Raw genomic sequence first — 25,808 nt, forward strand, 5'->3', positions numbered from 1 at the left:
ACCATGCAAGACATCCTGGACCAACTGGAAAAGAAGCGCGCCGCGGCGCGCCTGGGCGGCGGCGAGAAGCGCATCGCCGCCCAGCACAGCAAGGGCAAGCTGACGGCGCGTGAGCGCCTGGAAGTGCTGCTCGACGAAGGCACCTTCGAAGAGTGGGACATGTTCGTGGAGCACCGCTGCGTGGACTTCGGCATGCAGGACCAGAAGATCCCCGGCGACGGCGTCGTGACCGGCTACGGGATGATCAACGGCCGCCTGGTGTTCGTCTTCAGCCAGGACTTCACGGTGTTCGGCGGCGCGCTGTCCGAAGCGCACGCCGAGAAGATCTGCAAGATCATGGACCAGGCCATGAAGGTCGGTGCCCCGGTGATCGGCCTGAACGATTCGGGCGGCGCCCGTATCCAGGAAGGTGTGGCCTCGCTTGGCGGTTACGCCGAGGTGTTCCAGCGCAACGTGATGGCCAGCGGCGTGATCCCGCAGATCAGCATGATCATGGGCCCCTCGGCCGGTGGCGCCGTGTACTCGCCGGCCATGACCGACTTCATCTTCATGGTCAAGGACAGTTCCTACATGTTCGTGACCGGCCCCGAGGTGGTGAAGACGGTGACGCACGAGGAAGTGACCGCCGAGGAGCTGGGCGGCGCCGTGACGCACAACACCAAGAGCGGCGTGGCCGACGGCGCGTTCGAGAACGATGTGGAAGCGCTGCTGATGCTGCGCCGCCTCTACAACTACCTGCCGCTCAACAACCGGGAAAAGGCGCCGGTGCGCCCCAGCGGTGATCCGATCGACCGCATGGACAAGAGCCTGGACACGCTGGTGCCGGACAACCCGAACAAGCCCTACGACATGAAGGAGCTGATCCTCAAGACGGTCGACGACGGCGACTTCTTCGAGATCCAGCCCGACTACGCCAAGAACATCATCGTCGGCTTCGCCCGCATGGACGGCCAGACGGTGGGCATCGTGGCCAACCAGCCGCTGGTGCTGGCTGGTTGCCTGGACATCAAGAGCTCGATCAAGGCCGCGCGCTTCGTGCGCTTCTGCGACGCGTTCAACATCCCGGTGGTCACCTTCGTCGACGTGCCGGGCTTCATGCCCGGCACCTCGCAGGAGTACGGCGGCATCATCAAGCACGGCGCCAAGCTGCTCTACGCCTACGCCGAGTGCACCGTGCCCAAGATCACGGTGATCACCCGCAAGGCCTACGGTGGCGCCTACGACGTGATGGCCTCCAAGCACCTGCGTGGTGACGTGAACTTCGCCTGGCCCAACGCCGAGATCGCGGTGATGGGTGCCAAGGGCGCGGTGGAGATCATCTTCCGCGAAGAGAAGAAGGACCCGGCCAAACTGGCCGAGCGCGAGGCCGAGTACAAGGCCCGGTTCGCCAACCCCTTCGTGGCTGGCGCGCGCGGCTTCATCGACGACGTGATCCTGCCGTCGGAGACCCGCAAGCGCATCTGCCGCAGTCTCGTGATGTTGAAAGACAAGAAGATCGAGAACCCCTGGCGCAAGCACGGCAACATCCCGCTCTGATCGCCCGAGGAGAAAAGAACATGTTCAAGAAAATCCTGATTGCCAACCGCGGTGAGATCGCCTGCCGCGTCATCGCCACCGCCCGAAAGATGGGCATCGCCACCGTGGCCGTGTACTCCGAAGCCGACAAGGAAGCGCGTCACGTACGCCTGGCCGACGAGGCCGTGCTGCTGGGTCCGGCGGCCTCGCGCGAGTCCTACCTGGTGGCCGACAAGATCATCGCAGCGGCCAAGCAGACCGGCGCCGAGGCCATTCACCCTGGCTATGGCTTCCTGTCCGAGAACGAGGATTTCGCCAAGCGCTGCGAGGACGAGGGCATCGCCTTCATCGGCCCCAAGCACTACAGCATCGCGGCCATGGGCGACAAGATCGCCTCCAAGAAGCTGGCCAACGAAGCCAAGGTCAACACCATCCCCGGCTACAACGACGCCATCGAGTCGGCCGCCAAGGCGGTCGAGATCGCCAAGGGCATCGGTTATCCGGTCATGATCAAGGCCTCGGCCGGTGGCGGCGGCAAGGGCCTGCGCGTGGCCTTCAACGACAAGGAAGCGCTCGAAGGCTTCACCGCGTGCCAGAACGAAGCCCGCAACAGCTTCGGCGACGACCGCATTTTCATCGAGAAGTTCGTCGAGCAGCCGCGCCACATCGAGATCCAGATCGTCGGCGACAGCCACGGCAACGTGATCTACCTGAACGAGCGCGAGTGCTCGATCCAGCGCCGCCACCAGAAGGTGATCGAGGAAGCGCCATCGCCCTTCATCAGCGAAGTCACCCGCAAGGCCATGGGCGAGCAGGCCGTGGCCCTGGCCAAGGCGGTGAAATACCAGAGCGCCGGCACGGTGGAGTTCGTGGTCGGCAAGAACCAGGACTTCTACTTCCTGGAAATGAACACCCGTCTGCAGGTCGAGCACCCGGTGACCGAGTGCATCACCGGCCTGGATCTGGTGGAACTCATGATCCGCGTGGCCGCCGGTGAGAAGCTGCCCCTGACCCAGGCCGACGTCAAACGCGACGGCTGGGCCATCGAGTGCCGGATCAACGCCGAGGATCCGTTCCGCAACTTCCTGCCGTCCACCGGCCGCCTGGTGCGTTTCACGCCCCCGACCGAGACCATGTGGCAGGCGGACACCGCCCACAAGCACGGCGTGCGCGTGGACACCGGGGTGTTCGAGGGCGGTGAAATCCCGATGTACTACGACTCGATGATTGCCAAGCTCATCGTGCACGGCAAGGACCGAAACGACGCCATTGCCAAGATGCGCGAGGCGCTCAACGGTTTCGTCATTCGTGGCATCAATAGCAACATCCCGTTCCAGGCAGCGCTGCTGGCCCACCCCGACTTCGTCTCGGGCAACTTCAACACCGGATTCATCGCGCAGCACTACGCAGGCGGCTTCCGGGCTGAGGACGTGCCGCACGACGACCCGGATTTCCTGGTGGCCCTGGCGGCCTTCGTGCGTCGCAAGAGTCGCGAGCGCGCCACCGGCATCTCTGGCCAGCTGCCGGGCTATGGCGTCAAGGTGGGCAAGGACTATGTGGTGATCAGCCTCGCGGCCGATGGTCAGCACGGCTACACACCGGTGCACGTCGACGAATTCGTCGGTGAAACGGGCTATGCGTCTGTCACCGTGGGCGAGAAGCGATTCAAGATCAGCTCGCCCTCGCGCCTGAACGACATCGTCATCAGCGGCGAGTGCAACGGGCAGCCCTTCACGGCCCAGATGGAGCGCGGCTCGGCCAAGAACCCGCTGGCTCTGGTGGTGCAGCACAACGGCACCAAGCTGGAGACCATGGTGGTGTCGCCCCGCATGGCCGAGCTGCACCAGCTCATGCCCTTCAAGGCGCCGCCGGACATGAGCAAATACGTGCTTTCGCCCATGCCGGGCCTGCTGGTCGACGTGGCTGTGCAGGTTGGCCAGAAGGTGCAGGCCGGCGAGCGCGTGGCCGTCATCGAGGCGATGAAGATGGAGAACGTGCTGTTCGCCGCGGCCGATGGTGTGGTGTCCAAAGTGCTGGCGTCCAAGGGCGAGTCGCTGGTGGTCGATCAACCGATCGTGGAGTTCGAAAAATGAGCGGCCCCCACGCTCCACCGCTGCGCGGGTCGCTGCCCCCCGAGGGGGCTGATCCGGCTGGGGGCGGCCCGGCGCCGGATCTCCGCGGCACCCCCCGTCCTTTCAAGGTGCTGGGCGTCCAGCAGATCGCCATCGGCGGCCCGGACAAGCTGCGGCTGCAGACGCTGTGGGTGGACATGCTCGGGCTGGAGAAGACCGGCACCTTCCAGAGCGAGCGCGAGAACGTGGACGAGGACATCTGCGCCATCGGCAGCGGCCCGTTCAAGGTCGAGGTTGACCTGATGCAGCCCATGGACCCCGAGAAGAAGCCGGCGGTCCATGCCACGCCGCTCAACCACATCGGCCTGTGGATCGACAACCTGCCGGTGGCGGTGGAGTGGCTCACGGCCCAGGGCGTGCGCTTTGCGCCGGGCGGCATCCGCAAGGGCGCGGCGGGTTTTGACATCACCTTCCTGCACCCCAAGGCGAACGAAGAATTCCCGATTGCGGGGGAAGGTGTGCTGATTGAACTGGTGCAGGCCCCGGCCGAGGTGGTCAACGCCTTTGCCGCCCTGGCCGCACGACCCGGTTGAAACCGAGAAGCCGAGGAGACAGCCCCGCCGGGTGCACGCCTGGCGGGGTTTTTTTATCTGGCGCTCACTCGCAGATCATGTAGGTCTTGGTCAGGGGCTCCAGCACCTCGAACGCCCCTTCGAAGCCCGGCGGGATGTAGATGCCTTCTCCCGGTCCGGCCTCCTCGAAGCCGCCCGTCGCATCGTGCACCCGGCAGCGGCCCTCAAGCACGGTGAACAGTTCGCGCTCGGTCGGCCCCATGGCGATGCGCCAGTGCCCCGGCTCGCAGCGCCAGACGCCGCAAAACACCTGCCCGGCCGGCAGCCCCTCGTCGACCAGGTTCCAGGTTTCCCGCATGGGGTTGCCGCGCAACAGCCGCTCCGGGCGCGGGTGGTCGACGGACGGGGTGCCCTCGGGGCGCGCGGTCAGTTTGAGGAGATGGGCGGTCGCGGTCATGCGCGGATTGTGCCGTCGCCTGGCTGCGGTTGGAACAGGCATGGAAGACAGGCGCTCTTCAGCGCATTGCGCGGCAGGCACTTGTCCTACGCTGGGGCTCACCTCACCGTCCGCATTCCGAGGAGTCCGCCATGGGCACCCACGAACACCCCAACCAGAACCATGCCACCCCTCACGGGGTTTCCCGGATGTCGCAAGGCGACGACTGCGGCGCACCAAGGCCCTCGGACTGCCCCAGTTTCACTGACAGACGTCGCTTGCGGGTCTATCCCAATTCAACAAGACCAGCGAACTGCCGATAGAAGTCTGATCAGAGAGAAGGAGCTGATGAGCCATGTCACGAGTCCAACCGTTCATGCCCGGCGTATGGCTGATGCGCAAAATGAGACTCCCCGTCAAGCTGGGGATTCTCGCGATGGCGATCGTTGTTCCGATGCTGGTGGTCTGCGTATCGCTGGTGCAGCGCATCTCGGACGAAATCCACCTCCTGGAAGGTGAGGCGCAGGGCGTTCAGGGCATCTCTGCCCTGGGCCGTCTGGTGACAGTCCTGCAGACCCACCGGGGGCAGACGAACATGCTGCTGGCAGGCGAAGCGGCCGCGCGTTCCTCCCTCGACAAGACCCGAGAGTCCCTGCCCACCACACTGACCACCGCAGGCGCGGCGCTGACTGCGGCGCGCGAAGAAATGGGCCTCACACAGGTCTGGCGCGACCTGGAAGCCCGCGTGCAGCGGCTGGCAGACACCGAAAAGCTATCGCGCGAGCAGGCGTTCGACACCCACACCGCCCTGATCGCCGACATCAAGCGGCTCATGTACACCACCGGCGAACGCTCGCACCTGCTGTTCGATCCCGATCCTGCGAGCTACTTCCTCATGGACATCGTGGTCTCCCGCACCGTGCCATGGACCGAGCGCATGGCCCGTCTCAGGGGAGAGGGCGCCGGGTTGCTCAGCCGGCCTGAAGGCATGGGCGACGCCGCTGCGGGCCTTCGCTCCCAGCTGCAGCTGTTGGCAGGTGAAACTGACGACTTCCGCTTCGCCACCGCGTTCGCCCAGCGCTACGGACAGACCGGCCTGCCAGCCGAAGAGGCCATCAAGGCCTCGGAATCGTTCGTGGCGCTTGCGCTGGGTGCCGCCAATGGCACCGGCAGCGTGGCGCCCACGGAGTTTTTCGCCGCAGGCACCACGGCCATCAACGCGGCGCAGGCCTACCAGGGCGCCGTGCTTGCGCGACTGACGCAACTGCTGGAAGAGCGCAAAGCGGCCGCGGAACTCCAGCGGTGGGTGGCGATCGGCGCCGCCGTTCTGGGCATGGCGGCCATGGGCTACCTGCTCACGTCGTTCTATTTCAGCTTTGTGATCGACTTCCGGCATGTCAGCCATGTGATGGCCGAGACTGCCAAGGGCAACCTGCGCACCCGCGTGACGGTGCGTGGCACCGACGAACTGGCCGATCTGGCGTCCCAGCTGCAGGACATGATCGGCAACCTGTCGGCCATGGTGGCCGAGGTGCGCAGCAACTCCGCGCTGGTCGCCTATGCCGGCAAGAGCCTGGCCACCGGCAACCGCGAACTGGCCGACCGCACCGAGCAGCAGGCGGCCAACCTGGAACAGACCGCCGCCAGCGTGCAGGAGCTCTCCAGCACGGTGCAGCGCAATGCCCAGACTGCGGGCGACTCGGATGCGCAGGCCTCCCGGGTCCGCGACATCGCCGAGAGCGGCGCACAGGCCATGGTGCGTGCGGTCGAATCGGTCGAGGGCATCCAGAAAAGTGCCCAGCAAATGAACGAGATCATCGGCGTGATCGACAGCCTGGCGTTCCAGACCAACATCCTGGCGCTGAATGCCGCCGTCGAAGCTGCACGCGCCGGCGAACAGGGCCGTGGTTTCGCCGTGGTGGCGGCCGAGGTGCGCAGCCTGGCTCAGCGCTCGGCGGCGTCGTCGCGGGAGATCCGGGAACTGATCCAGGCTTCCGGGCAGCAGGTCTCCACCAGCGTGGCCCAGATCCGGGCCGCCGGCACGGGCATGACCGAGATCGTCAACGGCGTGCGCGGCGTGGCCGCCAACATGTCGTTGATCTCGGCCGCCAGCGCCGAGCAGAGCGGTGGCCTCAGCGAGATCTCGTCCGCGGTGGGGCAGCTCGATGAAATCACGCAGCGCAACGCCCGCATGGTCGAGCGCGCGGTCCAGCAGGCCACCCAGCTGGAAGGTCGGGCTGCCACGCTGGCCCAGGCGGTGTCGTCCTTCCAGCTCCAGCAGGGTGCGGCCGAGGAGGCGATGGCGCTGGTCCAGCGGGCACTTGAACTGCGTGCCCGCAGCAGTCGCGATGGCTTCCTGAACCAGATCACCGATCCGGCGCAGAACTTCCACGACCGCGACATGTACGTCTTCGCGCTCGACAGCAGCGGGGCCTATCGCGCGTTTGGCGGTCACCCTGAGAAGGTTGGCGGCCGCGTGCAGGACATTCCCGGTGTGGACGGCGCTTCGCTGTTCGAAGCCATCGTGGCCCAGGCCGAACTGGAACCGGGCTGGGTGGAGTACGACATCACCAACCCGCAGACCGGCGTGGTGCAGACCAAGATGTCCTACGTCACCAAGGTCGACGATCTGTACGTCGGTTGTGGTGTCTACAAGTCGCTGACGGTGTCGGCCTGAGTCAGCCCTGCCCGCGGCGCTCGCGGGCGCGGGCCAGCGCGGCCTCGATCACGGCCCGCTTCTTGTCGAGCACGACCGGATCGGTGTGCTGCGAGTGCGCCGACAGGTCGGCCAGCTTCATGCGGGCCTTGGCCTCCAGGCGCGCCTCGTGCTCCTGCTTCTCCCGCACCAGCCGGATCGAGCGCCGGGTGTAGCGCTCGCGGGCCTGCTCTGCCTGGGCGGGAGTCCAGGCGCCCCATCCGGTGCGCTCACCACTGACCACCTCCAGCGAGATGCAGTCGACCGGACAGACCGGGATGCAGAGTTCACAGCCCGTGCAGTAGGGCTCGATGACGGTGTGCATGCGCTTGTTGCTGCCGACGATGGCGTCGGTCGGGCAGGCCTTGATGCACAGGGTGCAGCCGATGCACCAATCTTCGTCGATCACCGCCAGAGTCAGCGGTCCTTCGATGCCGTTGGCGGGGTTGAGGTCGCTGGCCGTCTGTCCGGTGATCGCCGCCAGCCGCCCGATGCCCTCGCGCCCACCCGGGGGGCACTGGTTGATGCCGGCCTCGCCCGCAGCGACGGCCTGCGCGTAGCTCGCGCAGTCGGGGTAGCCGCAGCGGGTGCACTGCGTCTGGGGCAGTGCGGCATCGATGCGCCGGGCCAGTTCGTTCATGGGGCGCGAGTGTACCCGGGGCACCCGGGGCACCCGGGGCCCCGGGGCGCTGTCAGGAGGTCTTGCGCGCGGCCTTCTTGGCCACAGGACGCTTGGCGGCGGGCGCCGCGCCAACCGGGGCGGGAACGGCCTTTTTCGCCCGCGCGGTTTTGGCAGGGGCCGGTTTTGCTGGGCTGGCGACCGGCGCCGGGCTGGTGGTGGCCGCATCGGTGGCCTTGGCCGGCTGGTGGGCCTGGATGAAGCTCTTGACCACCGGGTAGACCATTTCGCGCCAGCGGCGGCCGCTGAAGATGCCGTAGTGGCCCGCGCCCTTGGCTTCGTAGTGCATCTGGTGGGTCTTGGGGATGCCGGTGCACAGCTCGTGGGCGGCGGCGGTCTGGCCCGAGCCGGAGATGTCGTCGAGCTCGCCCTCGACAGTCAGCAGGCCGGAGGTCTTGATGTCCTGAGGTTTCACGCGTTCGGTCTTGCCATTCGCGCCCTTCACATCCCAGGTGCCGTTGACCAGCTTGAACTCCTGGAACACCGTGTTGATGGTTTCCAGGTAGTAGTCTGCGTCCATGTCGAGCACGGCGTTGTACTCGTCGTAGAACTTGCGGTGTGCTTCGGCACTTTCGTTGTCGCCCTTGATCAGGTCGCGGAAGTAGTCGTAGTGGCTGCTGGCGTGGCGGTCGGGGTTCATGGCCACAAAACCGGTGTGCTGCAGGAAACCCGGATACACGCGACGACCGGCGCCCGGAAACTTGTCGGGCACCCGGTAGATGACGTTGTTCTCGAACCAGCTGTGGCTGCGCTGAGTGGCCAGGTTGTTCACCGCGGTGGGCGACTTGGTGGCGTCGATCGGTCCGCCCATCATGGTCATTGACAGCGGCGTAGTCTCGCCGCGCGAGGCCATCAGCGACACGGCGGCCAGCACCGGCACGGTCGGCTGGCACACGCTCATCACGTGGCAGTTGCCGTAGTTCTTCTGCAGGTAGCGGATGAATTCCTGCACGTAGTTGATGTAGTCGTCCAGGTGGAACTCACCTTCCGACAGCGGCACCAGGCGGGCGTTCTTCCAGTCGGTGATGTAGACCTTGTGGTCCTTGAGCATGGTCTTGACCGTGTCGCGCAGCAGCGTGGCGTAGTGGCCCGAGAGCGGCGCCACGATCAGCACGACCGGTTGGGACTTGAGCTTGGCCAGGGTGGCGGTGTCGTCGGAGAAACGCTTGAAGCGGCGCAGCTCACAAAACGGCTTGTCGATTTCCACGCGCTCGTAGATGGCAACCTCGACACCGTCCACGTTCACCGTGGGAATGCCGAAAGTGGGTTTTTCGTAATCCTTTCCAAGCCGGTGCAGCAGGTCGTAGCCCGCAGAGATCCGTTGTGCCATCGGCAACTGGCCGAGGGGGGACATCGGGTTGCTGAACAGCTTCGCGGTGACTTCGGCCAGGTCGGCGAAGGGTTCCATGATCGAGCGCTGGGTTTCGTAGATCTGGTAGAGCATGGCTGTTGAAAAGGTTATGTTGCAGTGCAATATAACAGCAGGGCACCCCTGTCCAGAGGGGAAAAACACCTAATTCGCAGCCCCGTAGTGTCACCTTGGCGAAAGGAATCAGCCGTCGGGAAAACGTGGTTTTGACCGGCCAGATCGGGCAAACAGCGCGAATGGACACAAAAAAAGCCGCTCGGTGAGCGGCTTTTGGCAGACGGGCATGAGAAAAATCAAACGACCTTGGCAATGGCCTGACAGACGTAGTCGATGTTCTTGCTGTTCAGGGCGGCCACGCACATGCGGCCGGTGTCCGTGCCATACACCCCGAACTCGTTGCGCAGGCGCACCATCTGGTCCTTGGACAGGCCGGAGTAGCTGAACATGCCGATCTGGGTGGTGATGAAGCTCATGTCCTGCTTCACGCCCGCGGCCTTCAGTCCATCCACCAGTTTCTGGCGCATTTCCTTGATGCGCACGCGCATTTCACCCAGTTCCTTTTCCCACAGGGCGCGCAGCTCGGGGTTGTTCAGCACCGCGGCCACCACCGCGCCACCGTGGGTAGGCGGGTTGGAGTAGTTGGTGCGGATGACGATCTTGAGCTGGCTCAGCACGCGCGCGGCCTCGTCCTTGTCCGATGCCACCACCGACAGGGCCCCGACGCGCTCGCCGTACAGGCTGAAGCTCTTGGAGAAACTGGTGGAGACGAAGATGTTCAGGCCGGCGGCCACGAACTTGCCGATCACGGCGCCGTCTTCGGCGATGCCGTGGCCGAAGCCCTGGTAGGCCATGTCCAGGAAGGCGGTCAGATTACGGGCCTTGACGGCGGCGATCACCTGGTCCCATTGGGCTGCGGTGATGTCGTAGCCGGTGGGGTTGTGGCAGCAGGCATGCAGCACGACGATGGTGCCGGGGGCGGCGGCGTTCAGGTCGGCCAGCATGCCATCGAAGTTCACCGAGCGGGTGGCGGCGTCGTAGTAGCGGTAGCTGCCCACCTCGAAACCGGCGTTCTGGAAGATGGCGCGGTGGTTTTCCCAGCTCGGGTCGGAAATCAGCACCTTGGCGTCCGGGCTGACCTTTTTCAGGAAGTCGGCGCCGATCTTCAGGCCTCCGGTGCCGCCGATGGCCTGCACGGTGGAAACTCGGCCGGACTTCACGACGTCGGATTCGGCGCCGAACACCAGGGCCTTGACGGCGTTGTCGTAGGCAACGATGCCGTCGATGGGCAGGTAGCCGCGGGCGGCGGGTTTGTCCATCATCGCCTTCTCCGCGGCCTGCACGCACTGCAGCAGCGGCAGCTTGCCGTTGTCGTCGAAGTACACGCCCACGCCCAGGTTGACCTTGCTGGGGTTGGTGTCGGCAGCGAATTGTTCGTTCAGACCCAGGATGGGGTCGCGGGGGGCCATTTCGACGGCGGAAAACAGGGACATGAAAATCCTTGAAAGGTTGTCAGTAGCGAAGAGTCCGGGCGTGGTGTAGTGTGCCGGGTTCGGCCAATTTTAACGGCCGCTCCCCACCACTCGTTGACTGCGCCCATGCCGGATCTCTCTGAAGTCATCACGGAAAAGCAGGACGGCACCTTCGTCCGCTTCCCCGATTCCCCGTTCGAGCTGTTCCAGCCTTACCCGCCGGCCGGCGACCAGCCCACAGCGATCGCCGGACTGGTCGAAGGCATCGAGGACGGCGAGGTGTTCCAGACCCTGCTGGGCGTGACCGGCTCGGGCAAGACCTTCACCATGGCCAACGTGATCGCCCGCATCGGGCGCCCGGCCATCGTGTTCGCGCCCAACAAGACGCTGGCTGCGCAGCTGTACTCCGAATTCCGCGAGTTCTTCCCCAAGAACGCGGTCGAGTACTTCGTCAGCTATTACGACTACTACCAGCCCGAGGCCTATGTGCCGCAGCGCGATCTGTTCATCGAGAAGGACAGTGCGATCAACGAGCACATCGAGCAGATGCGGCTGAGTTGCACCAAGAGCATCCTGGAGCGGCGCGACGTGGTGATCGTGGCCACCGTCTCGGCCATCTATGGCATCGGCAAGCCCGAGAGCTACCACCAGATGGTGATGACGCTGCGCGTGGGCGACAAGGCCGGCCAGCGCGACCTGATCGCACAGCTGGTGCGCATGCAGTACAGCCGCAACGAGCAGGACTTCTCGCGCGGCAAGTTTCGCGTGCGCGGCGACACCATCGACGTGTTCCCGGCCGAACACTCGGAGATGGCGATCCGCATCGAGCTGTTCGACGACGAGGTCGAGAGTCTCCAGCTGTTCGACCCGCTCACGGGCAAGGTGCGGCAGAAGATCCCGCGCTTCACCGTCTACCCCAGCAGCCACTACGTGACGCCGCGCGAGCAGGTGCTCAGCGCCGTCGAGACCATCAAGGAAGAGCTGCGCGAGCGGCTGGCGCAGCTGGTGGGCATGGGCAAACTGGTCGAAGCCCAGCGGCTGGAGCAGCGCACGCGCTTCGACATCGAGATGCTCAGCGAGGTCGGCCACTGCAAGGGCATCGAGAACTATTCGCGCCACCTGGCCGGCAGTGCGCCGGGCGACCCGCCAGCCACGCTGACCGACTACCTGCCGCGCGACGCCATCATGTTCCTGGACGAGAGCCACCAGATGATCGGCCAGCTCAACGCCATGTACAACGGCGACCGCCAGCGCAAGACCACGCTGGTGGAATACGGGTTCCGGCTGCCCAGCGCGTTGGACAACCGGCCGCTGAAGTTCGAGGAGTTCGAGCAGCGCATGCGCCAGTGCATCTTCGTCTCGGCCACGCCGGCCGACTACGAGAAGACGCACGCCGGCAAGGTGGTGGAGCAGGTGGTGCGTCCCACAGGCCTGGTCGACCCCGTGGTCGAGGTGCGGCCGGCCACCCACCAGGTGGACGATGTGCTGCAGGAGATCCGCATCCGGGTGGAGCAGGGCGAGCGGGTGCTCATCACCACGCTGACCAAGCGCATGGCCGAGCAGCTGACCGACTACCTGACCGAGAACGGGGTCAAGGTGCGCTACCTGCACAGCGACGTGGACACGGTGGAGCGGGTCGAGATCATCCGCGACCTGCGCCTGGGCGCCTTCGATGTGCTGGTCGGCATCAACCTGCTGCGCGAGGGGCTGGACATTCCCGAGGTGTCGCTGGTGGCCATTCTGGACGCCGACAAGGAAGGCTTCCTGCGCGCCGAGCGCTCGCTGATCCAGACCATCGGCCGCGCGGCGCGCAACCTCAATGGCAAGGCCATTCTGTATGCCGACCGCATCACCGACTCGATGAGGCGGGCGATGGACGAGACCGAGCGGCGCCGGGCCAAGCAGATCGCGTTCAACGAGGCGAACGGCATCACGCCCAAGGGTGTGGTCAAACGCATCAAGGACCTGATCGACGGCGTCTACAGCGAGAAGGCGGGACGGGAGGCGGACCGCCTGGCGGCGGCCAGCGCGCAGAAGGCCGACCTGGAGGCACTGGACGAAAAGGACGCTGCGCGGGAAATCAAGCGGCTGGAAAAGCAGATGCTGGAGCACGCGCGCAACCTGGAGTTCGAGAAGGCGGCGTCTGTGCGAGACCAGTTGACCCGGCTCAAGGAGCGTCTGTTCGGCGCCGGCGGCCAGGACAAGGTGGCCTGAGCGGCTGCCGCACAATACCGGCCGGGGCGCCGCGAAGGGGGCGGCATGCAGATGCCGGGGGGCGCTCACAACAACACCTTTCGTTCACGCATGAACACCGCATCGCGAAGGTCGCAGCAGTCCGCACAGACGGACGATCAGACGCGCATCTACCTGATCGAAGACGATCCCGCCATCCTGCAGTTCGTCCGGCAGGCCCTTCTGTCCAGGCCGCAGTGGCAGCTGGCCGGCGTTTCGGTGAGCCGGCACCACGCGCTGGAACACGCACTGCACGCGAGTGCCAACGTGTTTCTGGTCGACCTTGGTCTGCCCGATGGCCGGGGTGAGGACCTGCTGCACTGGCTCGCCGTCGAACATCCGGACGCCGAGCTCTTGGTGTTCACCGTGTTTGGCGATGAGTCCCGCCTCGTGGCCGCGCTGCAGGCCGGGGCGACCGGTTATGTGCTCAAAGGCTGCACGCCAGAGGAACTGGTCACCGCCATCGAACAGATCCGGGCCGGCGGGGCGCCGATCTCGCCCTTGCTGGCGCGCATGCTGCTGCGTCAGTTCCGCTGGGTGCAAGAGGTGCCGACCGCGGCCCAGGAGTTGCAGGAAGTCCTGCTCTCGGACCGGGAGACCGAGGTGCTCCGGCTGGTCGCACAGGGCTACGTCAACAAGGAAATCGCCCAGCGGCTGTTCATATCGCCCGCCACGGTGGGCTCGCACATCAAGAACCTCTACCGCAAGCTGGCGGTTCACAGCCGGGTCCAGGTGGTCCGCGCCGCGCAGGAACGAGGTCTGCTGTGAGCTGGGCGGGGGCGCTGACCCGGCGGCTGCTGGCGACGCCGGCCTACTGGTGGGCGGGCATGCTGCTGGCGGTGGGCATTGCCGGTCTGGCCTGGGTGTCGCGCACCACCCCGGTGGAGGGCGCCCTGGTGGTCCGGCAGGCCCTGGTGGAGCACCGGCAGGCCGGCGTGTTGCAGGTGTCGGAGGTGGCGCTGCCCCATGTCTGGGATGACCAGTTGCCCCGCTGGGAAGGCGAAGCGCGGTACCGGTTGCCGTGGCCTGCCGGCTTGTCCTACAGCGGAGGCGACCAGGCTCCGTTGGCCATGCTGCTGCCGCGGGTCGGGGCCCGGTACCGGGTCTGGCTCAACGGGCAGGAAGTCGCCGACCGCTTCTGGTCGTATGAGGGCTTTGTGGACACCTCCCTCGTGCCCCAGATCGTGCATCTGCCGCGCGCCTGGCTGGCGGCCGAGCAAGCCGACAACCGAATCGAGATCGAGGTGCGAGGTCAGCCGCTGCGCAAGAGCGGGCTGTCGCAGGTGCAGATCGGCCGGGCCGATGCGCTGGTCCAGCGCCATGCTGACCTGATGTGGTGGCAGGTGTACGTGACCTGGATGGTGGCCGCCGTGTCGCTGATGCTCGGCCTGATGGCGCTGCTCCTGTGGCTGAACACCCGCGAACGGCTGTTTGGCCTGCTGGCGGCGGCCACCTTCGCATGGGCGGTGCGGCTGGGGCTGTCGCCGCTGGAAACGCCGCCGATGTCCTTCGAGGTCTGGTACTACCTGCAGAAGCTCTCGTTCACGGCCTACTGCGGGTTTTTGTATCTCTTCATGTGGGACCTGTTCGACTACCGGCAGGGGCTGATCCGCAGCTTTGTCAATGGACTGTTGTGGCTCGGCCCGTTCTGGCTGGCGGTCACGGTGTACGTCGACAGCTACGCCATGTACTGGATCTGGATGGCTGTGATCACACTGACCTCGGCGGTGGCACTCGTGAAGCTGTTCCACCGGGCGCGCTGGGGGCTCGATGCCAACCAGCGGCTCACCATCGTGTTTGGTGCTGCCACCATGGCCACTGGCGTGCGCGACTTTGCCGTTGTGAACATGGGTTTTCCTGGCGATGCCGACATCCGCTGGATGACGGTGGGGTCGCTGATGCTGATGTACGCCCTGGGCTGGGTGATGGTGCGCAGGGTGTCGGCGGCCATGGAGCAGGTTCGGCTGCTCAACACCGAACTCTCGCGCAAGGTGGGGGAGAGAGAGGTCGAGTTGCAGCGGCTGTTCGAGCGTTTGCGCCACGTGGAGAGCCAGCGCGTGCTGGAGGCCGAGCGCCGCCGCCTCACGCGCGACATGCACGATGGCCTGGGCAGCCAACTGGTGCAGGCGCTCAACGTGGTCCGTGGCGGCGGACCCCAGGTCGACACCGCGGCGATGGCGGCCATGCTCCACCATGCGCTGGAAGATCTGCGCATGACCCTGGATTCCCTCGAACCCATGGACGGCGACCTACCCACCATCCTGGGCACCTTGCGCCAGCGCATTGCGCCGGCGATGCTGGCGGCCGGGGTGGAGTTGGTCTGGCAGGTGCAGGAGGTGCCACCGATTCCAGGGCTGGAGGCCCGGGGCGTGTTGCATGTGTTCCGTTGTCTGCAGGAGGTTTTTGCGAACGTGCTCAAGCACGCGCAGGCCGGGCGGGTCACGGTGAGCACACGGGACCTGGGCGGGCAGGTCGAGCTGTGTGTGTCCGACGATGGCGTTGGACTGGGCAGGCTTGACGGCGGTTTGTCTGGCGGGGGCGGGCGCGGGATGGGCAACATCCGGCTGCGAGCGGCCGAACTCGGTGTGCTGGTGTCGTTTGAGGAGGCCGCGCCCGGGACGTGCGTGCGCTTCCTCTTCCCTCTGCAGCGGCACGACCCGGCGGGCAGCGGGTAACCCGAGAGAAACACTTGGCTATTGGTGTATACTCGATAAAAACAGTCGGATACCAAGTTGACGTTGCAGCCACCACGGTGGCTGGGGTGGGTGGAGAAGCGGTCGAGTGGGTGTCTCAAGACGTCCGCCCGGTTCTACAACGGCAGCCAAACCTCACGATTCAGGAGCACCCCATGCGCCTCACGACCAAAGGCCGCTTCGCGGTCACCGCCATGATCGACCTGGCCCTGCGCCAGAACAATGGCCCCGTCACGCTGGCCGCCATCAGCCAGCGCCAGCAGATTTCGCTGTCCTACCTCGAGCAGTTGTTTGGCAAACTGCGCCGCCACGAGCTGGTGGAGTCCACCCGCGGCCCTGGCGGCGGCTACACGCTGGGCCGGAAGGCAGCAGAGATCACGGTCGCCGACATCATCGTGTCGGTGGACGAACCCATCGACGCCACCCAGTGCGGTGGCAAGGAAAACTGCCTGGGTGAGGGCAACCGCTGCATGACGCACGAGCTGTGGGCTCAGCTGAACGCCAGAATGGTCGACTTCCTCGATTCGGTCTCGCTGCAGTCGCTTGTGGACGAACAGATCGCCAAGGGCGTGGTGGTCGAGAATGCCCCCATGATCAAGCGCGCGATTTCCAGCGCCCCGGTGGTCAAGCCGATTCGCGTCAACGCGCCGAACTCGGTGTTCGCGCTCGGAGGCGCCGCACTCTCCAAATGACGAGCACGGCTGGTGCTTGCACCGGCCTCGCCTTTGGCATGCCCACCCATTCGGGGCGGGCATCCTTCTGGTCCCACGATTCCAAATTACTGAAAATCTGCCGCCATGAGCACGCCGCATTTCCCGATCTACATGGACTACAGCGCCACCAACCCCTGCGACCCTCGGGTGGTGGACGCGATGATTCCCTGGTTGCGCGAGCACTTCGGCAACCCGGCCTCACGCAGCCACGCCTGGGGCTGGGAAGCCGAAAAGGCTGTCGAAACCGCCCGCGAGCAGGTGGCGGCGCTGATCAACGCCGATCCGCGCGAGATCGTCTGGACTTCGGGCGCCACCGAGTCCAACAACCTCGCCCTCAAAGGCGCCGCGCACTTCTACAAGACCAAGGGCAAGCACCTGATCACGGTCAAAACCGAGCACAAGGCCGTGCTGGACACCTGCCGCGAGCTGGAGCGCCAAGGCTTCGAGGTGACCTACATGGATGTCCAGGCCGATGGCCTGCTGGACCTGGAGGCCTTCAAGGCCGCAATCCGCCCGGACACCATCCTGGCCTCGGTCATGTTCGTGAACAACGAAATCGGAGTGATCCAGGACATCGCCGCCATCGGCACCATCTGCCGCGAGAAGGGCGTGATCTTTCACGTGGACGCGGCGCAGGCCACCGGCCGGGTGGACATTGACCTGCAGACTCTGCCGGTGGACCTGATGAGCCTGACCAGCCACAAGACCTACGGTCCCAAGGGCATTGGCGCGCTGTACGTGCGGCGCAAGCCGCGCATCCGCATCGAGGCGCAGATGCACGGTGGTGGCCACGAGCGCGGCATGCGCTCGGGCACCTTGCCCACCCACCAGTGCGTGGGCATGGGCGAGGCCTACCGCATTGCCAAAGAAGAGATGCACGCCGAGAACGTGCGCATCCGCGCGCTGCACGACCGCATGGTCGCCGGCCTGAAGGACATCGAGGAGGTGTTCATCAATGGCCACGAGACGCAGCGCGTGCCCCACAACCTGAACATGAGCTTCAACTACGTCGAGGGCGAATCGCTGATCATGGGTATCAAGGGTCTGGCGGTGTCGTCGGGTTCGGCCTGCACCTCGGCCAGCCTGGAGCCCAGCTACGTGCTGCGGGCCCTGGGCCGCAGCGACGAGCTGGCCCACAGCAGCCTGCGCATGACCATTGGCCGCTGGACCACCGAAGAAGAGATCGACTACGCGATCGCCACCATCAAGGAAAACGTCGCCAAGCTCCGTGAACTCTCCCCCCTTTGGGAAATGTTCAAGGATGGCGTCGATCTGTCCACCATCCAGTGGGCAGCGCACTGAAGGAGAACAACCATGGCCTATTCTGAAAAAGTCGTTGACCACTACGAAAACCCCCGCAACGTCGGCTCTTTCGACAAGGGTGATGAATCCGTCGGTACCGGCATGGTGGGCGCACCTGCCTGCGGCGACGTGATGAAGCTGCAGATCAAGGTGAACCCGCAGACGGGCGTGATCGAAGATGCCCGCTTCAAGACCTACGGCTGCGGTTCGGCCATCGCGTCGAGTTCTCTGGTGACGGAGTGGGTCAAGGGCAAGACGCTGGACGAGGCGGCTGCGCTGAAGAACAGCGAAATCGCCGAAGAACTGGCCCTGCCGCCGGTCAAGATCCACTGCTCCATCCTGGCCGAAGACGCCATCAAGGCCGCTGTGGACGACTACCGCAAGAAGCACGCGAACTGAGTCCTGCCATGTCCGTCACGATTTCTGAAGCCGCGGCCCGCCACGTCACGCGCTACCTGGCCAAACGCGGCAAGGGCGTGGGCGTGCGCCTGGGTGTCAAGACCACCGGCTGTTCTGGCTTGGCCTACAAGCTGGAGTACGCCGACGAGATCGCGCCCGAGGACGTGGTGTTCGAGGAAAACGGCGTCAAGGTGCTGGTGGACCCCAAGAGCATGCCTTACATCGATGGCACGCAGCTGGACTTCGTGCGCGAGGGCCTGAACGAAGGCTTCAAGTTCCACAACCCGAACGAGCGCGACCGCTGCGGCTGCGGGGAAAGTTTCCGGGTCTAATCCCGGAAATGAACCTGCAATCCAACGACTTCGAACTTTTTGAGCTTCCACCGGCCTACTCGCTGGACCGCGCCGTTCTGGACGAACGCTGGAAGGCCTTGCAGCGCGAGGTGCACCCCGACCGGCACGCTGCGGCCGACGCCCAGACCCAGCGGCAGGCGATGCAGTGGTCCGTGCGCATCAACGAGGCTTACCAGCGCCTGAAGGACCCGCTGCAGCGCGCGAGCTACCTATGCGAACTGCACGGGGCTCCCGTCCAGGCGGAGAACAACACCGCCATGCCTCCTGCCTTTCTCATGCAGCAGATGGAATGGCGTGAAGCGCTGGAAGAGGCGGCTTCTGCCGCTGTGGTCGAGGATCTCGCCGATGAGGTGGCCTCTGCACGAAAGCGCATGCTGGCGCAACTGCAGCAGACCGCCGACGTGCAGCACGACTGGCCCGCACTGGCCGGGCAGGTCAGAGCCCTCATGTTCATTGAGCGTTTTGCGCGCGACGTCGAGAGCCGTCTCGAACAGCTGGGACAATAGCGGGTTGCGCTGGTTTCATTCCCGTTTTTTCTCTTCCGTCCATGGCACTCCTGCAGATCTCCGAGCCCGGTCAGTCCCTCGACCCGCACCAGCGACGTGTGGCGGTGGGCATTGACCTGGGCACCACACACTCGCTGGTCGCAGCGGTCCGGCATGGCGTGGCCGAATGCCTGCCCGCGCTGGATGGCCGAGTCATCCTGCCCAGCGTGGTGCGCTACCTCGACCCTCAAACCGGAGGTGCAGGGCGTCAGATCGGGTTTGATGCGCTGGCCGCGCAAATTGGTGATCCGGCCAACACGGTCAGTTCGGTCAAGCGACTGATGGGCCGTCGCCGCGATCAGGTGGTCGACGTGGACAAGCTGTCCTACGCCGTGGTCGACGACAACGGCATGGCCGTGGTCGAGACCGTGGCCGGGCGCAAGACCCCGATGGAGGTGAGCGCGGAGATCCTCGCCACGCTGCGGTTCCGCGCCGAGGACAGCTTCGACGACGAACTGTTCGGCGCGGTGATCACCGTGCCGGCGTACTTCGACGACGCCCAACGCCAGGCCACCAAGGACGCGGCCCAGCTCGCCGGCATCAATGTGCTGCGGCTGATCAACGAACCGACCGCTGCCGCCATTGCTTACGGACTGGACAACAGCAGCGAAGGCGTCTACGCCATCTACGACCTGGGTGGCGGCACCTTCGACATCTCCATCTTGCGACTGACACGCGGCGTGTTCGAGGTCATGGCCACCGGTGGTGATTCGGCTCTCGGTGGTGACGACTATGACCAGGCGCTGGCCTCCTGGGTGCTGCAGCAGGCCGGCCTCGGCCCCGTGGCGGATGCGGCCGAACGCGCCGCATTGCATCGCGAGGCTCGGCGCGTGAAGGAGCAGCTCTCGGCGCATGCCGAAGTGCTCTTCCGCGCCGAGATTGAAGGGATCGCTGTCGAACAGGCCGTGCGGCAAGAAGATTTCGAAGCCTGCACCGCAGAGCTGACGGCCCGCACCATGACCGCTGTGCGCAAGGTGCTTCGCGACGCGGGCGTGACCCGGGACGAGGTGCAGGGCGTGGTCATGGTCGGCGGCTCGACCCGCATGCCGGTGATCCGCCGCGCTGTGGGCGAGTTCTTCGGCCGCGAGCCGCTGACCAACCTCAACCCGGACGAGGTGGTGGCGCTGGGTGCCGCCATCCAGGCCAACGCGCTGGCCGGCAACAGCCAGGACGGTGACCTGCTGCTGCTGGATGTGATCCCGCTGTCGCTGGGCATCGAGACCATGGGTGGGCTGGTCGAACGCATCGTGCCGCGCAACAGCACCATTCCCACCGCCCGTGCCCAGGACTTCACCACCTACCAGGATGGTCAGACCGCGCTAGCGCTGCACGTGGTGCAGGGCGAGCGCGATCTGGTGGCCGACTGCCGAAGCCTGGCGCGCTTCACGCTGCGCGGCATCCCGCCCATGGCGGCCGGTGCGGCGCGCATCCGCGTGACCTTCACCGTCGATGCCGATGGCCTGCTGTCGGTCAGTGCGAAAGAGCAGGGCAGTGGTGTCGAGGCGAAGATCGACGTCAAGCCGGCCTACGGTCTGTCGGACGAACAGATCGCTGCCATGCTGCAGGACAGCTTCAACACCGCCCAGCAGGACATGGCTGCGCGGGCGCTGGTTGAGGCGCGCGTGGATGCCGACCGCATGATCGCCGCCACCCGCAGCGCGCTCGCCGCTGATGGCGACCTGCTGGACGTGGCTGAACGCGATGCCATCGACACCCTGATCAATACGCTGGCGGCAGTTTCGGCCGACGGCAGCGCCGCCGACATCGAAGCCGCCACGCAGGCGCTGGCCAAGGGCACCGAAGCCTTTGCGGCCCAGCGCATGAACCGAGGCATCCAGCATGCGCTGGCCGGCCGCAAAGTCGAAGAAGTCTGAACCCATGCCCACGATCAAGATCCTCCCGCACCCCGAGTACTGCCCGCAGGGCGCCAGCGTCAGCGCGCCCCCCGGCACGTCGATCTGCGAAGCGCTGCTGGACAACGACATCAAGATCGAGCACGCCTGCGACATGAGCTGCGCCTGCACCACCTGTCACGTGGTGGTGCGCGAAGGCTTCAACAGCCTGGGCGAGCTCGATGAAGCCGAAGAAGATCTGCTCGACCGCGCCTGGGGTTTGGAGCCCAACTCCCGCCTGTCCTGCCAGGCCATCCTGGCGCAGCAGGATGTGACGATCGAGATTCCGAAGTACTCGATCAACCACGCCAAAGAGAACCACTGATGAGACAGATCGTTCTCGACACCGAAACCACCGGCCTGTCGGCGGAGAACGGTGATCGCATCATCGAGATCGGCTGTGTCGAGCTGCTCAATCGCAAACTCACCGGCAACAACCTGCACCACTACATCAACCCCGAGCGCGACAGCCACGAGGACGCGCTCAAGGTGCACGGCATCAGTAACGAGTTTTTGCGTGACAAGCCCAAGTTCGCGCAACTGGCCGACGAGATCCTGGACTACCTCTCTGGCGCCGAGCTGATCATCCACAACGCGCCGTTCGACATCTCCTTCCTCAACAAGGAGCTGGAGCGGCTGGGCCGCAAGCCGATCAAGGCCTACATCGACGGGGTGATCGACACCCTGGTGATGGCCAAGGAGATGTTTCCGGGCAAGCGCAATGGCCTGGATGCGTTGTGCGACCGCCTGGGCGTGGACAACTCCAGCCGCACGCTGCACGGGGCCTTGCTCGATGCCGAACTGCTGGCCGATGTCTACATCAACATGACTCGGGGCCAGGATGCCCTGATTGTTGAAGAGGGCATTCCGACCGAGGTGAGCCTTGGGGAAGAGCTGGTGCAGGTCGACCTGAGCCGCTTGGAGCTGCCGGTGCTGACCGCCAACGAGCAGGAAGCGGCTGCCCATGACGCCGTGCTCGCGGATATCGACAAGGCCTGCAAAGGCAAAACCCTGTGGCGCCAACTCGCTCCCGCTGTCTGATTTTGGGCGGTCGTCGGAAAAGGGAAAATATCAGGCTATAATGCGAGGCTTCCGAACAATCGGATCTGATGACAAGTCAGGCAAGATTTTCGGGCGGTTAGCTCAGTGGTAGAGCACTGCCTTCACACGGCAGGGGTCGCAGGTTCGAACCCTGCACCGCCCACCAGTCAAAGCCCCGAGCGAACGCTCGGGGCTTTTTCTTTTTGGCAGCCGATGGAGACGGGCCATGGACCAGGTGGATGTGTTGGTGATCGGCGCTGGCGTGGTTGGGCTGGCGGTGGCCCGGGCGCTGGCGCTGTCCGGGCGCGAGGTGCTGGTGCTCGAGCGTGAAGCGGGTATCGGCATGGGCACAAGCTCTCGCAACAGCGAAGTCATCCATGCCGGGATCTACTACCCGACAGGCTCGCTCAAGGCGCAACTGTGCGTGCGGGGACGTGCGCAGCTGTACGCATACTGCTTGGAGCGAGGCATTGCCCATCGCCGTTGCGGCAAGCTGATCGTTGCCCATACGCCTTCTCAGGTCGCCGGTTTGCCGGACATCATGGCCAGGGCGCGCGCCAACGGTGTGGACGATCTTGTGTTGCTCGGCGCCGACGAAGCCCGCGCGCTGGAGAGTCGCCTGCACTGTGCGGCGGCCTTGCTGTCGCCCTCTACGGGCATTGTCGACAGCCACGGGTTGATGCTCGCGCTGCAAGGCGATCTGGAAAATGCGGGTGGTATGGTGGTCTGTCACAGCGTCGTTGACGAAGTCGCTGCGACCGGTGGGCAGTTCGTGGTCCGGACCGCCGATGGCACAGAACTTCAGGCGACAACGGTGGTGAATGCCGCTGGTCTCGACGCCTGTGCCGTGGCGTCGCGGACGACCGGGCTGGACCGCGTGCATGTGCCTCGCGCGAGGTACGCCAAAGGCAACTACTTCACGCTCGCGGCCGGGCGTTCACCGTTCGAGCGATTGATCTACCCGGCGCCCGAGCCGGCGCAACACCTGGCCGGGCTGGGCGTCCACCTCACCATCGACCTGGGCGGGCAGGCGAAGTTCGGTCCCGACGTTCAGTGGACCGACGATCCTGAGGATCTGGTGGTGGACCCGGCGCGAGGCGATGCCTTTTATGCCGAGGTGCGCAAATACTGGCCCGAACTGCCGGACGGTGTCCTCCAGCCGGGCTACGCGGGCATGCGCCCCAAGATCAGCGGACCCGACGAGCCGGCGGCCGATTTCCGCATCGACGGGTCGGCTGTGCATGGCCTGCCCGGCCTGGTCAACCTGTTCGGTATCGAGTCGCCGGGCCTGACCAGCTGCCTGGCGATTGCCGAGCGGGTGGTCAGCCTGTTGCGCTGATCAGCGGGCTTCCTTGAGGGCTTGCGCGGCCTCGCGCACCAGGGCAGACCCCTTGTAGATCAGACCGGTGTAGATCTGCACCAGATCCGCGCCCGCCCGCACCTTGCTGACGGCATCGTCGCCGCTGAGCACGCCGCCCACACCGATGATGGGAAACCCCTTGCCCAGCGAACCGCGCAGCAACCGGATGACCCTGTTGCTGGCCGCCAGCACCGGCGCTCCCGAGAGCCCGCCAGCCTCTTCGGCATGGGCCAATCCCGCCACCGCATCGCGGCTGAGCGTGGTGTTGGTCGCGATCACGCCCAGCCGCTGGTTGGGCTGACCTGCGGTGTCGCTGCCATAGCGCAGAAGGGTGGCTGCGATCACCCCGATCTGCGTTTCGTCCAGATCGGGCGCAATCTTCAGGAAAACCGGTGCCTGTTTGCCGTAGCGCTGTGCGAGCAGCTCGCGCCGTTCCATGACCGCGCCCAGCAAGGCATCCAGGGCTTCGTCGCTTTGCAGGCTGCGCAGGTTCTTGGTGTTGGGGCTGGAGATGTTGACCGTCACGTAATCGGCGTGCGGGTACACGCCATCGAGGCAGGTCAGGTAGTCGCTGGTGGCCTGCTCGATGGGGGTGGCGGCGTTCTTGCCAATGTTCAGGCCCAGCAGCATGGGCGATGGGCCGCCCTTGCTGCGAAACCGCGCTTTCTGCACATTGGTCACAAAGGCAATCAGTCCTTCGTTGTTGAAGCCCAGCCGGTTGATCAGCGCGTTGCGTTCGGGGATGCGGAACAAGCGCGGCCTGGGGTTGCCCGGCTGGCCCTTGGGGGTGACGGTGCCGACCTCCACAAAGCCGAAGCCCATGGCCGACAGCCCGTCGATGCAGCGTGCGTTCTTGTCCAGCCCGGCGGCCAGACCCACACGGTTCGGGAACCTCAGGCCGGCCACCATCACCGGGTCGTCAATGCGCGACTCGCTCCAGAGGCAGCTCAGGGGCGAGTGCTGGAAGCGCGCGATGTTGTCGAGCGTCAACTCGTGCGCAGTTTCAGGGTCCAGACCGAAGAGAAGCGGGCGGGTGAGCGCGTAGGGCAGAAGTGACATCGGATAATCAACAAATTCGCGTAAACCCTGATTCTCTCAAATGACCCAAGACGAACTCAAAGCCCTGGTCGGCCAGGCCGCCCTTCAGTACGTGACCCCGGGTGAAGTGGTCGGTGTCGGCACCGGCTCAACGGTCAACAAGTTCATTGATGCGCTGGCTGCCATCAAAGGCAGCATTCCCGGAGCGGTATCCAGTTCGGAAGCTTCAACCGCCCGCCTCAAGGCGCTGGGCATTCCTGTGCTGGAGGCGTCCGCAGTCGAGGGGCTTTCGGTCTACATCGATGGTGCCGACGAGATCGACGCAAAAGGCTACATGGTCAAGGGCGGCGGTGCCGCACTGACGCGCGAGAAGATCGTGGCCGCGATGTCCAGGCGCTTCGTCTGCATCGCCGACGAGTCCAAGATGGTGCCGGTGCTGGGGGCTTTCCCGCTGCCGGTCGAGGTGATTCCGATGGCGGCTGCCCGTCTGGCTCGCCAGTTTGACGGGCTGGGCGGTTCCGCCAGGCTGCGCATCAAGGATGGCCAGCCCCTGGTGACCGACAACGGTCAGCACATCCTGGATGTCACCGGTTTGAAGATCAGCGATCCGCTGGCTTTCGAGAGCGAGGTCAACCAGTGGCCTGGCGTCGTGACCGTGGGGGTTTTTGCCCACCAGAAAGCCAGCGTGTGCCTGCTCGGTACCCCGGGCGGGGTGCGCACGCTGACGTTCTGACCAGCAGCGGGGCCAGAGGGCGACTGCCCCCGGTTTCTCAGAAGCGGATGCCGCTGGGATTGCTGGCCGGCGGCGTCACCGGGACTTCCGCGGGTGTATCGGCAGCGGGTTGACCGGCGGGCGTTCTGGTGGCGGGCGCCGCAGCCGGTTTGGCCTCGACCAGCGGGGTGGCTGCTTCGCGACGGTAGCTGGGGGGCAGCACCGACTTTTTCGGGTAGCCGGCCGCATCCAGGTACTGGCCCCACTCGGTGGCCGAATAGCCCTTGAGCTGTTGTCCTCCGACGGTCAGCAGCGGCAGGCTGGTGGCGCCGCTCAGTCGCTTGAAGGCGGCCACGTCGTCGCTGCTGTTGACGGTTTTTTCAGCAAAGGGAATGCCCCGCGTGCTCAGGAAGTTGCGGCCACTGTCGCAGGGCGAGCAGTCGGCGCCGGTGTAGAGGGTCACGGGATAGCGGCTCGCTGCCTGACGAACCTCAACCGGCAGCGTGGGTGCGGCCGATCCCGCTGAGCTGGCCCCGTCGACTGGGCGGGCGTTGGTCGCAGCCGGTGGTGGCTGGTCGGAATAGGTGACTTTGCCATCAGGCCCCACGATCCGGTAGACGCCTTGGGCAGAAGCAAGCGGAGCGACCAGCATGCCTGCGAGTGCGACTGCGGGAGCGAGCTTCGATACAGAGAAGATCGAGTGGCGGCAGAAGGAGCGCAT

Annotated in this window: 23 protein-coding genes and 1 tRNA gene; 18 read left to right on the forward strand and 6 right to left on the reverse strand. The window is 65.4% G+C overall.

Going from position 1 to position 25,808, the window contains the following annotated elements; translation table 11 throughout:
* Positions 1-3: 3 nt before the first annotated feature.
* From BC358_RS09805 to BC358_RS09815, 3 genes are read left to right on the forward strand one after another with little or no spacing between them, the layout of a single operon-like run.
* Positions 4-1,536, forward strand: a complete 1,533-nt coding sequence (locus tag BC358_RS09805; protein WP_066151425.1) for an acyl-CoA carboxylase subunit beta — start codon at positions 4-6, stop codon at positions 1,534-1,536.
* Between the two features lie 20 nt (positions 1,537-1,556).
* Positions 1,557-3,608 (forward strand): acetyl-CoA carboxylase biotin carboxylase subunit, encoded by a 2,052-nt coding sequence (accC, locus tag BC358_RS09810; RefSeq protein ID WP_079365678.1) that lies wholly within the window; start codon positions 1,557-1,559, stop codon positions 3,606-3,608.
* Positions 3,605-4,180, forward strand: a complete 576-nt coding sequence (locus BC358_RS09815; RefSeq protein WP_256861461.1) for a VOC family protein — start codon at positions 3,605-3,607, stop codon at positions 4,178-4,180. The genes accC and BC358_RS09815 overlap by 4 nt, the downstream gene beginning before the upstream one ends.
* A 64-nt stretch (positions 4,181-4,244) precedes the next feature.
* On the opposite strand, the gene BC358_RS09820 is transcribed toward BC358_RS09815, so the two are convergent.
* Complete coding sequence (locus tag BC358_RS09820; protein ID WP_079365679.1) at positions 4,245-4,616, reverse strand: cupin domain-containing protein; 372 nt, start codon at positions 4,614-4,616, stop codon at positions 4,245-4,247.
* Between the two features lie 382 nt (positions 4,617-4,998).
* Between BC358_RS09820 and BC358_RS22435 the strand changes: the two genes are divergently transcribed.
* Positions 4,999-7,272: a methyl-accepting chemotaxis protein gene (locus BC358_RS22435; protein WP_306292792.1), complete on the forward strand. Its 2,274-nt coding sequence runs from the start codon at positions 4,999-5,001 to the stop codon at positions 7,270-7,272.
* Position 7,273: 1 nt separating this feature from the next.
* Here BC358_RS22435 and rsxB read toward each other — a convergent pair whose 3' ends face one another.
* The 3 genes from rsxB to BC358_RS09840 all read right to left on the reverse strand — a co-directional run bounded on the left by rsxB (position 7,274) and on the right by BC358_RS09840 (position 10,828).
* A complete protein-coding gene (gene rsxB, locus BC358_RS09830; protein WP_079365680.1) occupies positions 7,274-7,930 on the reverse strand; it encodes an electron transport complex subunit RsxB in 657 nt (218 codons plus the stop codon).
* Positions 7,931-7,982: 52 nt separating this feature from the next.
* Positions 7,983-9,413: a polyhydroxyalkanoate depolymerase gene (locus tag BC358_RS09835; RefSeq protein WP_079365681.1), complete on the reverse strand. Its 1,431-nt coding sequence runs from the start codon at positions 9,411-9,413 to the stop codon at positions 7,983-7,985.
* 218 nt (positions 9,414-9,631) lie between these two features.
* Positions 9,632-10,828: an amino acid aminotransferase gene (locus BC358_RS09840; RefSeq protein ID WP_079365682.1), complete on the reverse strand. Its 1,197-nt coding sequence runs from the start codon at positions 10,826-10,828 to the stop codon at positions 9,632-9,634.
* A 105-nt stretch (positions 10,829-10,933) separates the two neighbouring features.
* On the opposite strand from BC358_RS09840, the gene uvrB reads away from it, so the two are divergent.
* The 13 genes from uvrB to BC358_RS09905 all read left to right on the forward strand — a co-directional run bounded on the left by uvrB (position 10,934) and on the right by BC358_RS09905 (position 23,316).
* Complete coding sequence (gene uvrB / locus BC358_RS09845) at positions 10,934-13,021, forward strand: excinuclease ABC subunit UvrB (RefSeq protein WP_079365683.1); 2,088 nt, start codon at positions 10,934-10,936, stop codon at positions 13,019-13,021.
* Between the two features lie 90 nt (positions 13,022-13,111).
* A complete protein-coding gene (locus BC358_RS09850; protein ID WP_179130047.1) occupies positions 13,112-13,807 on the forward strand; it encodes a response regulator transcription factor in 696 nt (231 codons plus the stop codon).
* Entirely contained in the window at positions 13,804-15,714 is a 1,911-nt protein-coding gene (locus BC358_RS09855) for an ATP-binding protein (RefSeq protein WP_079365685.1), read from the forward strand. The genes BC358_RS09850 and BC358_RS09855 overlap by 4 nt, the downstream gene beginning before the upstream one ends.
* A 173-nt stretch (positions 15,715-15,887) precedes the next feature.
* Entirely contained in the window at positions 15,888-16,424 is a 537-nt protein-coding gene (gene iscR / locus BC358_RS09860; protein WP_066151405.1) for a Fe-S cluster assembly transcriptional regulator IscR, read from the forward strand.
* Between the two features lie 105 nt (positions 16,425-16,529).
* Positions 16,530-17,747, forward strand: a complete 1,218-nt coding sequence (locus BC358_RS09865; protein WP_066151403.1) for an IscS subfamily cysteine desulfurase — start codon at positions 16,530-16,532, stop codon at positions 17,745-17,747.
* Positions 17,748-17,759: 12 nt separating this feature from the next.
* Positions 17,760-18,146 carry a Fe-S cluster assembly scaffold IscU gene (iscU, locus tag BC358_RS09870; RefSeq protein WP_066151401.1) on the forward strand — a complete coding sequence of 129 codons (387 nt, stop codon included), beginning with the start codon at positions 17,760-17,762 and terminating at the stop codon, positions 18,144-18,146.
* 8 nt (positions 18,147-18,154) lie between these two features.
* Positions 18,155-18,478 carry an iron-sulfur cluster assembly protein IscA gene (gene iscA, locus BC358_RS09875; protein WP_066151399.1) on the forward strand — a complete coding sequence of 108 codons (324 nt, stop codon included), beginning with the start codon at positions 18,155-18,157 and terminating at the stop codon, positions 18,476-18,478.
* An 8-nt stretch (positions 18,479-18,486) separates the two neighbouring features.
* Positions 18,487-19,005: a Fe-S protein assembly co-chaperone HscB gene (gene hscB / locus BC358_RS09880; protein ID WP_079365686.1), complete on the forward strand. Its 519-nt coding sequence runs from the start codon at positions 18,487-18,489 to the stop codon at positions 19,003-19,005.
* Positions 19,006-19,046: 41 nt separating this feature from the next.
* Positions 19,047-20,918 (forward strand): Fe-S protein assembly chaperone HscA, encoded by a 1,872-nt coding sequence (hscA, locus tag BC358_RS09885; protein ID WP_079365687.1) that lies wholly within the window; start codon positions 19,047-19,049, stop codon positions 20,916-20,918.
* Positions 20,919-20,922: 4 nt separating this feature from the next.
* Positions 20,923-21,261 (forward strand): ISC system 2Fe-2S type ferredoxin, encoded by a 339-nt coding sequence (gene fdx / locus BC358_RS09890; protein WP_066151390.1) that lies wholly within the window; start codon positions 20,923-20,925, stop codon positions 21,259-21,261.
* Positions 21,261-21,977: a DNA polymerase III subunit epsilon gene (gene dnaQ, locus BC358_RS09895; RefSeq protein WP_174545228.1), complete on the forward strand. Its 717-nt coding sequence runs from the start codon at positions 21,261-21,263 to the stop codon at positions 21,975-21,977. The genes fdx and dnaQ overlap by 1 nt, the downstream gene beginning before the upstream one ends.
* Positions 21,978-22,068: 91 nt before the next feature.
* Positions 22,069-22,143 (forward strand) — tRNA-Val (locus BC358_RS09900).
* A 60-nt stretch (positions 22,144-22,203) separates the two neighbouring features.
* On the forward strand, positions 22,204-23,316 hold the full coding sequence (locus BC358_RS09905; protein WP_079365688.1) for an NAD(P)/FAD-dependent oxidoreductase: 1,113 nt from the start codon (positions 22,204-22,206) through the stop codon (positions 23,314-23,316).
* Here BC358_RS09905 and BC358_RS09910 read toward each other — a convergent pair whose 3' ends face one another.
* Entirely contained in the window at positions 23,317-24,396 is a 1,080-nt protein-coding gene (locus BC358_RS09910) for a quinone-dependent dihydroorotate dehydrogenase (protein WP_079365689.1), read from the reverse strand. It lies immediately after the preceding gene.
* A gap of 40 nt (positions 24,397-24,436) precedes the next feature.
* Here BC358_RS09910 and rpiA point away from each other — a divergent pair, with 40 nt between their 5' ends.
* Positions 24,437-25,108, forward strand: a complete 672-nt coding sequence (gene rpiA, locus BC358_RS09915; protein ID WP_066151381.1) for a ribose-5-phosphate isomerase RpiA — start codon at positions 24,437-24,439, stop codon at positions 25,106-25,108.
* A 37-nt stretch (positions 25,109-25,145) separates the two neighbouring features.
* Here the strand turns inward: rpiA and BC358_RS09920 are convergent, their stop codons facing one another.
* Entirely contained in the window at positions 25,146-25,808 is a 663-nt protein-coding gene (locus tag BC358_RS09920; RefSeq protein ID WP_066151378.1) for a glutaredoxin family protein, read from the reverse strand.

The sequence above is a fragment of the Hydrogenophaga sp. H7 genome (assembly GCF_002025745.1).
Taxonomy (GTDB): domain Bacteria; phylum Pseudomonadota; class Gammaproteobacteria; order Burkholderiales; family Burkholderiaceae_C; genus Hydrogenophaga; species Hydrogenophaga pseudoflava.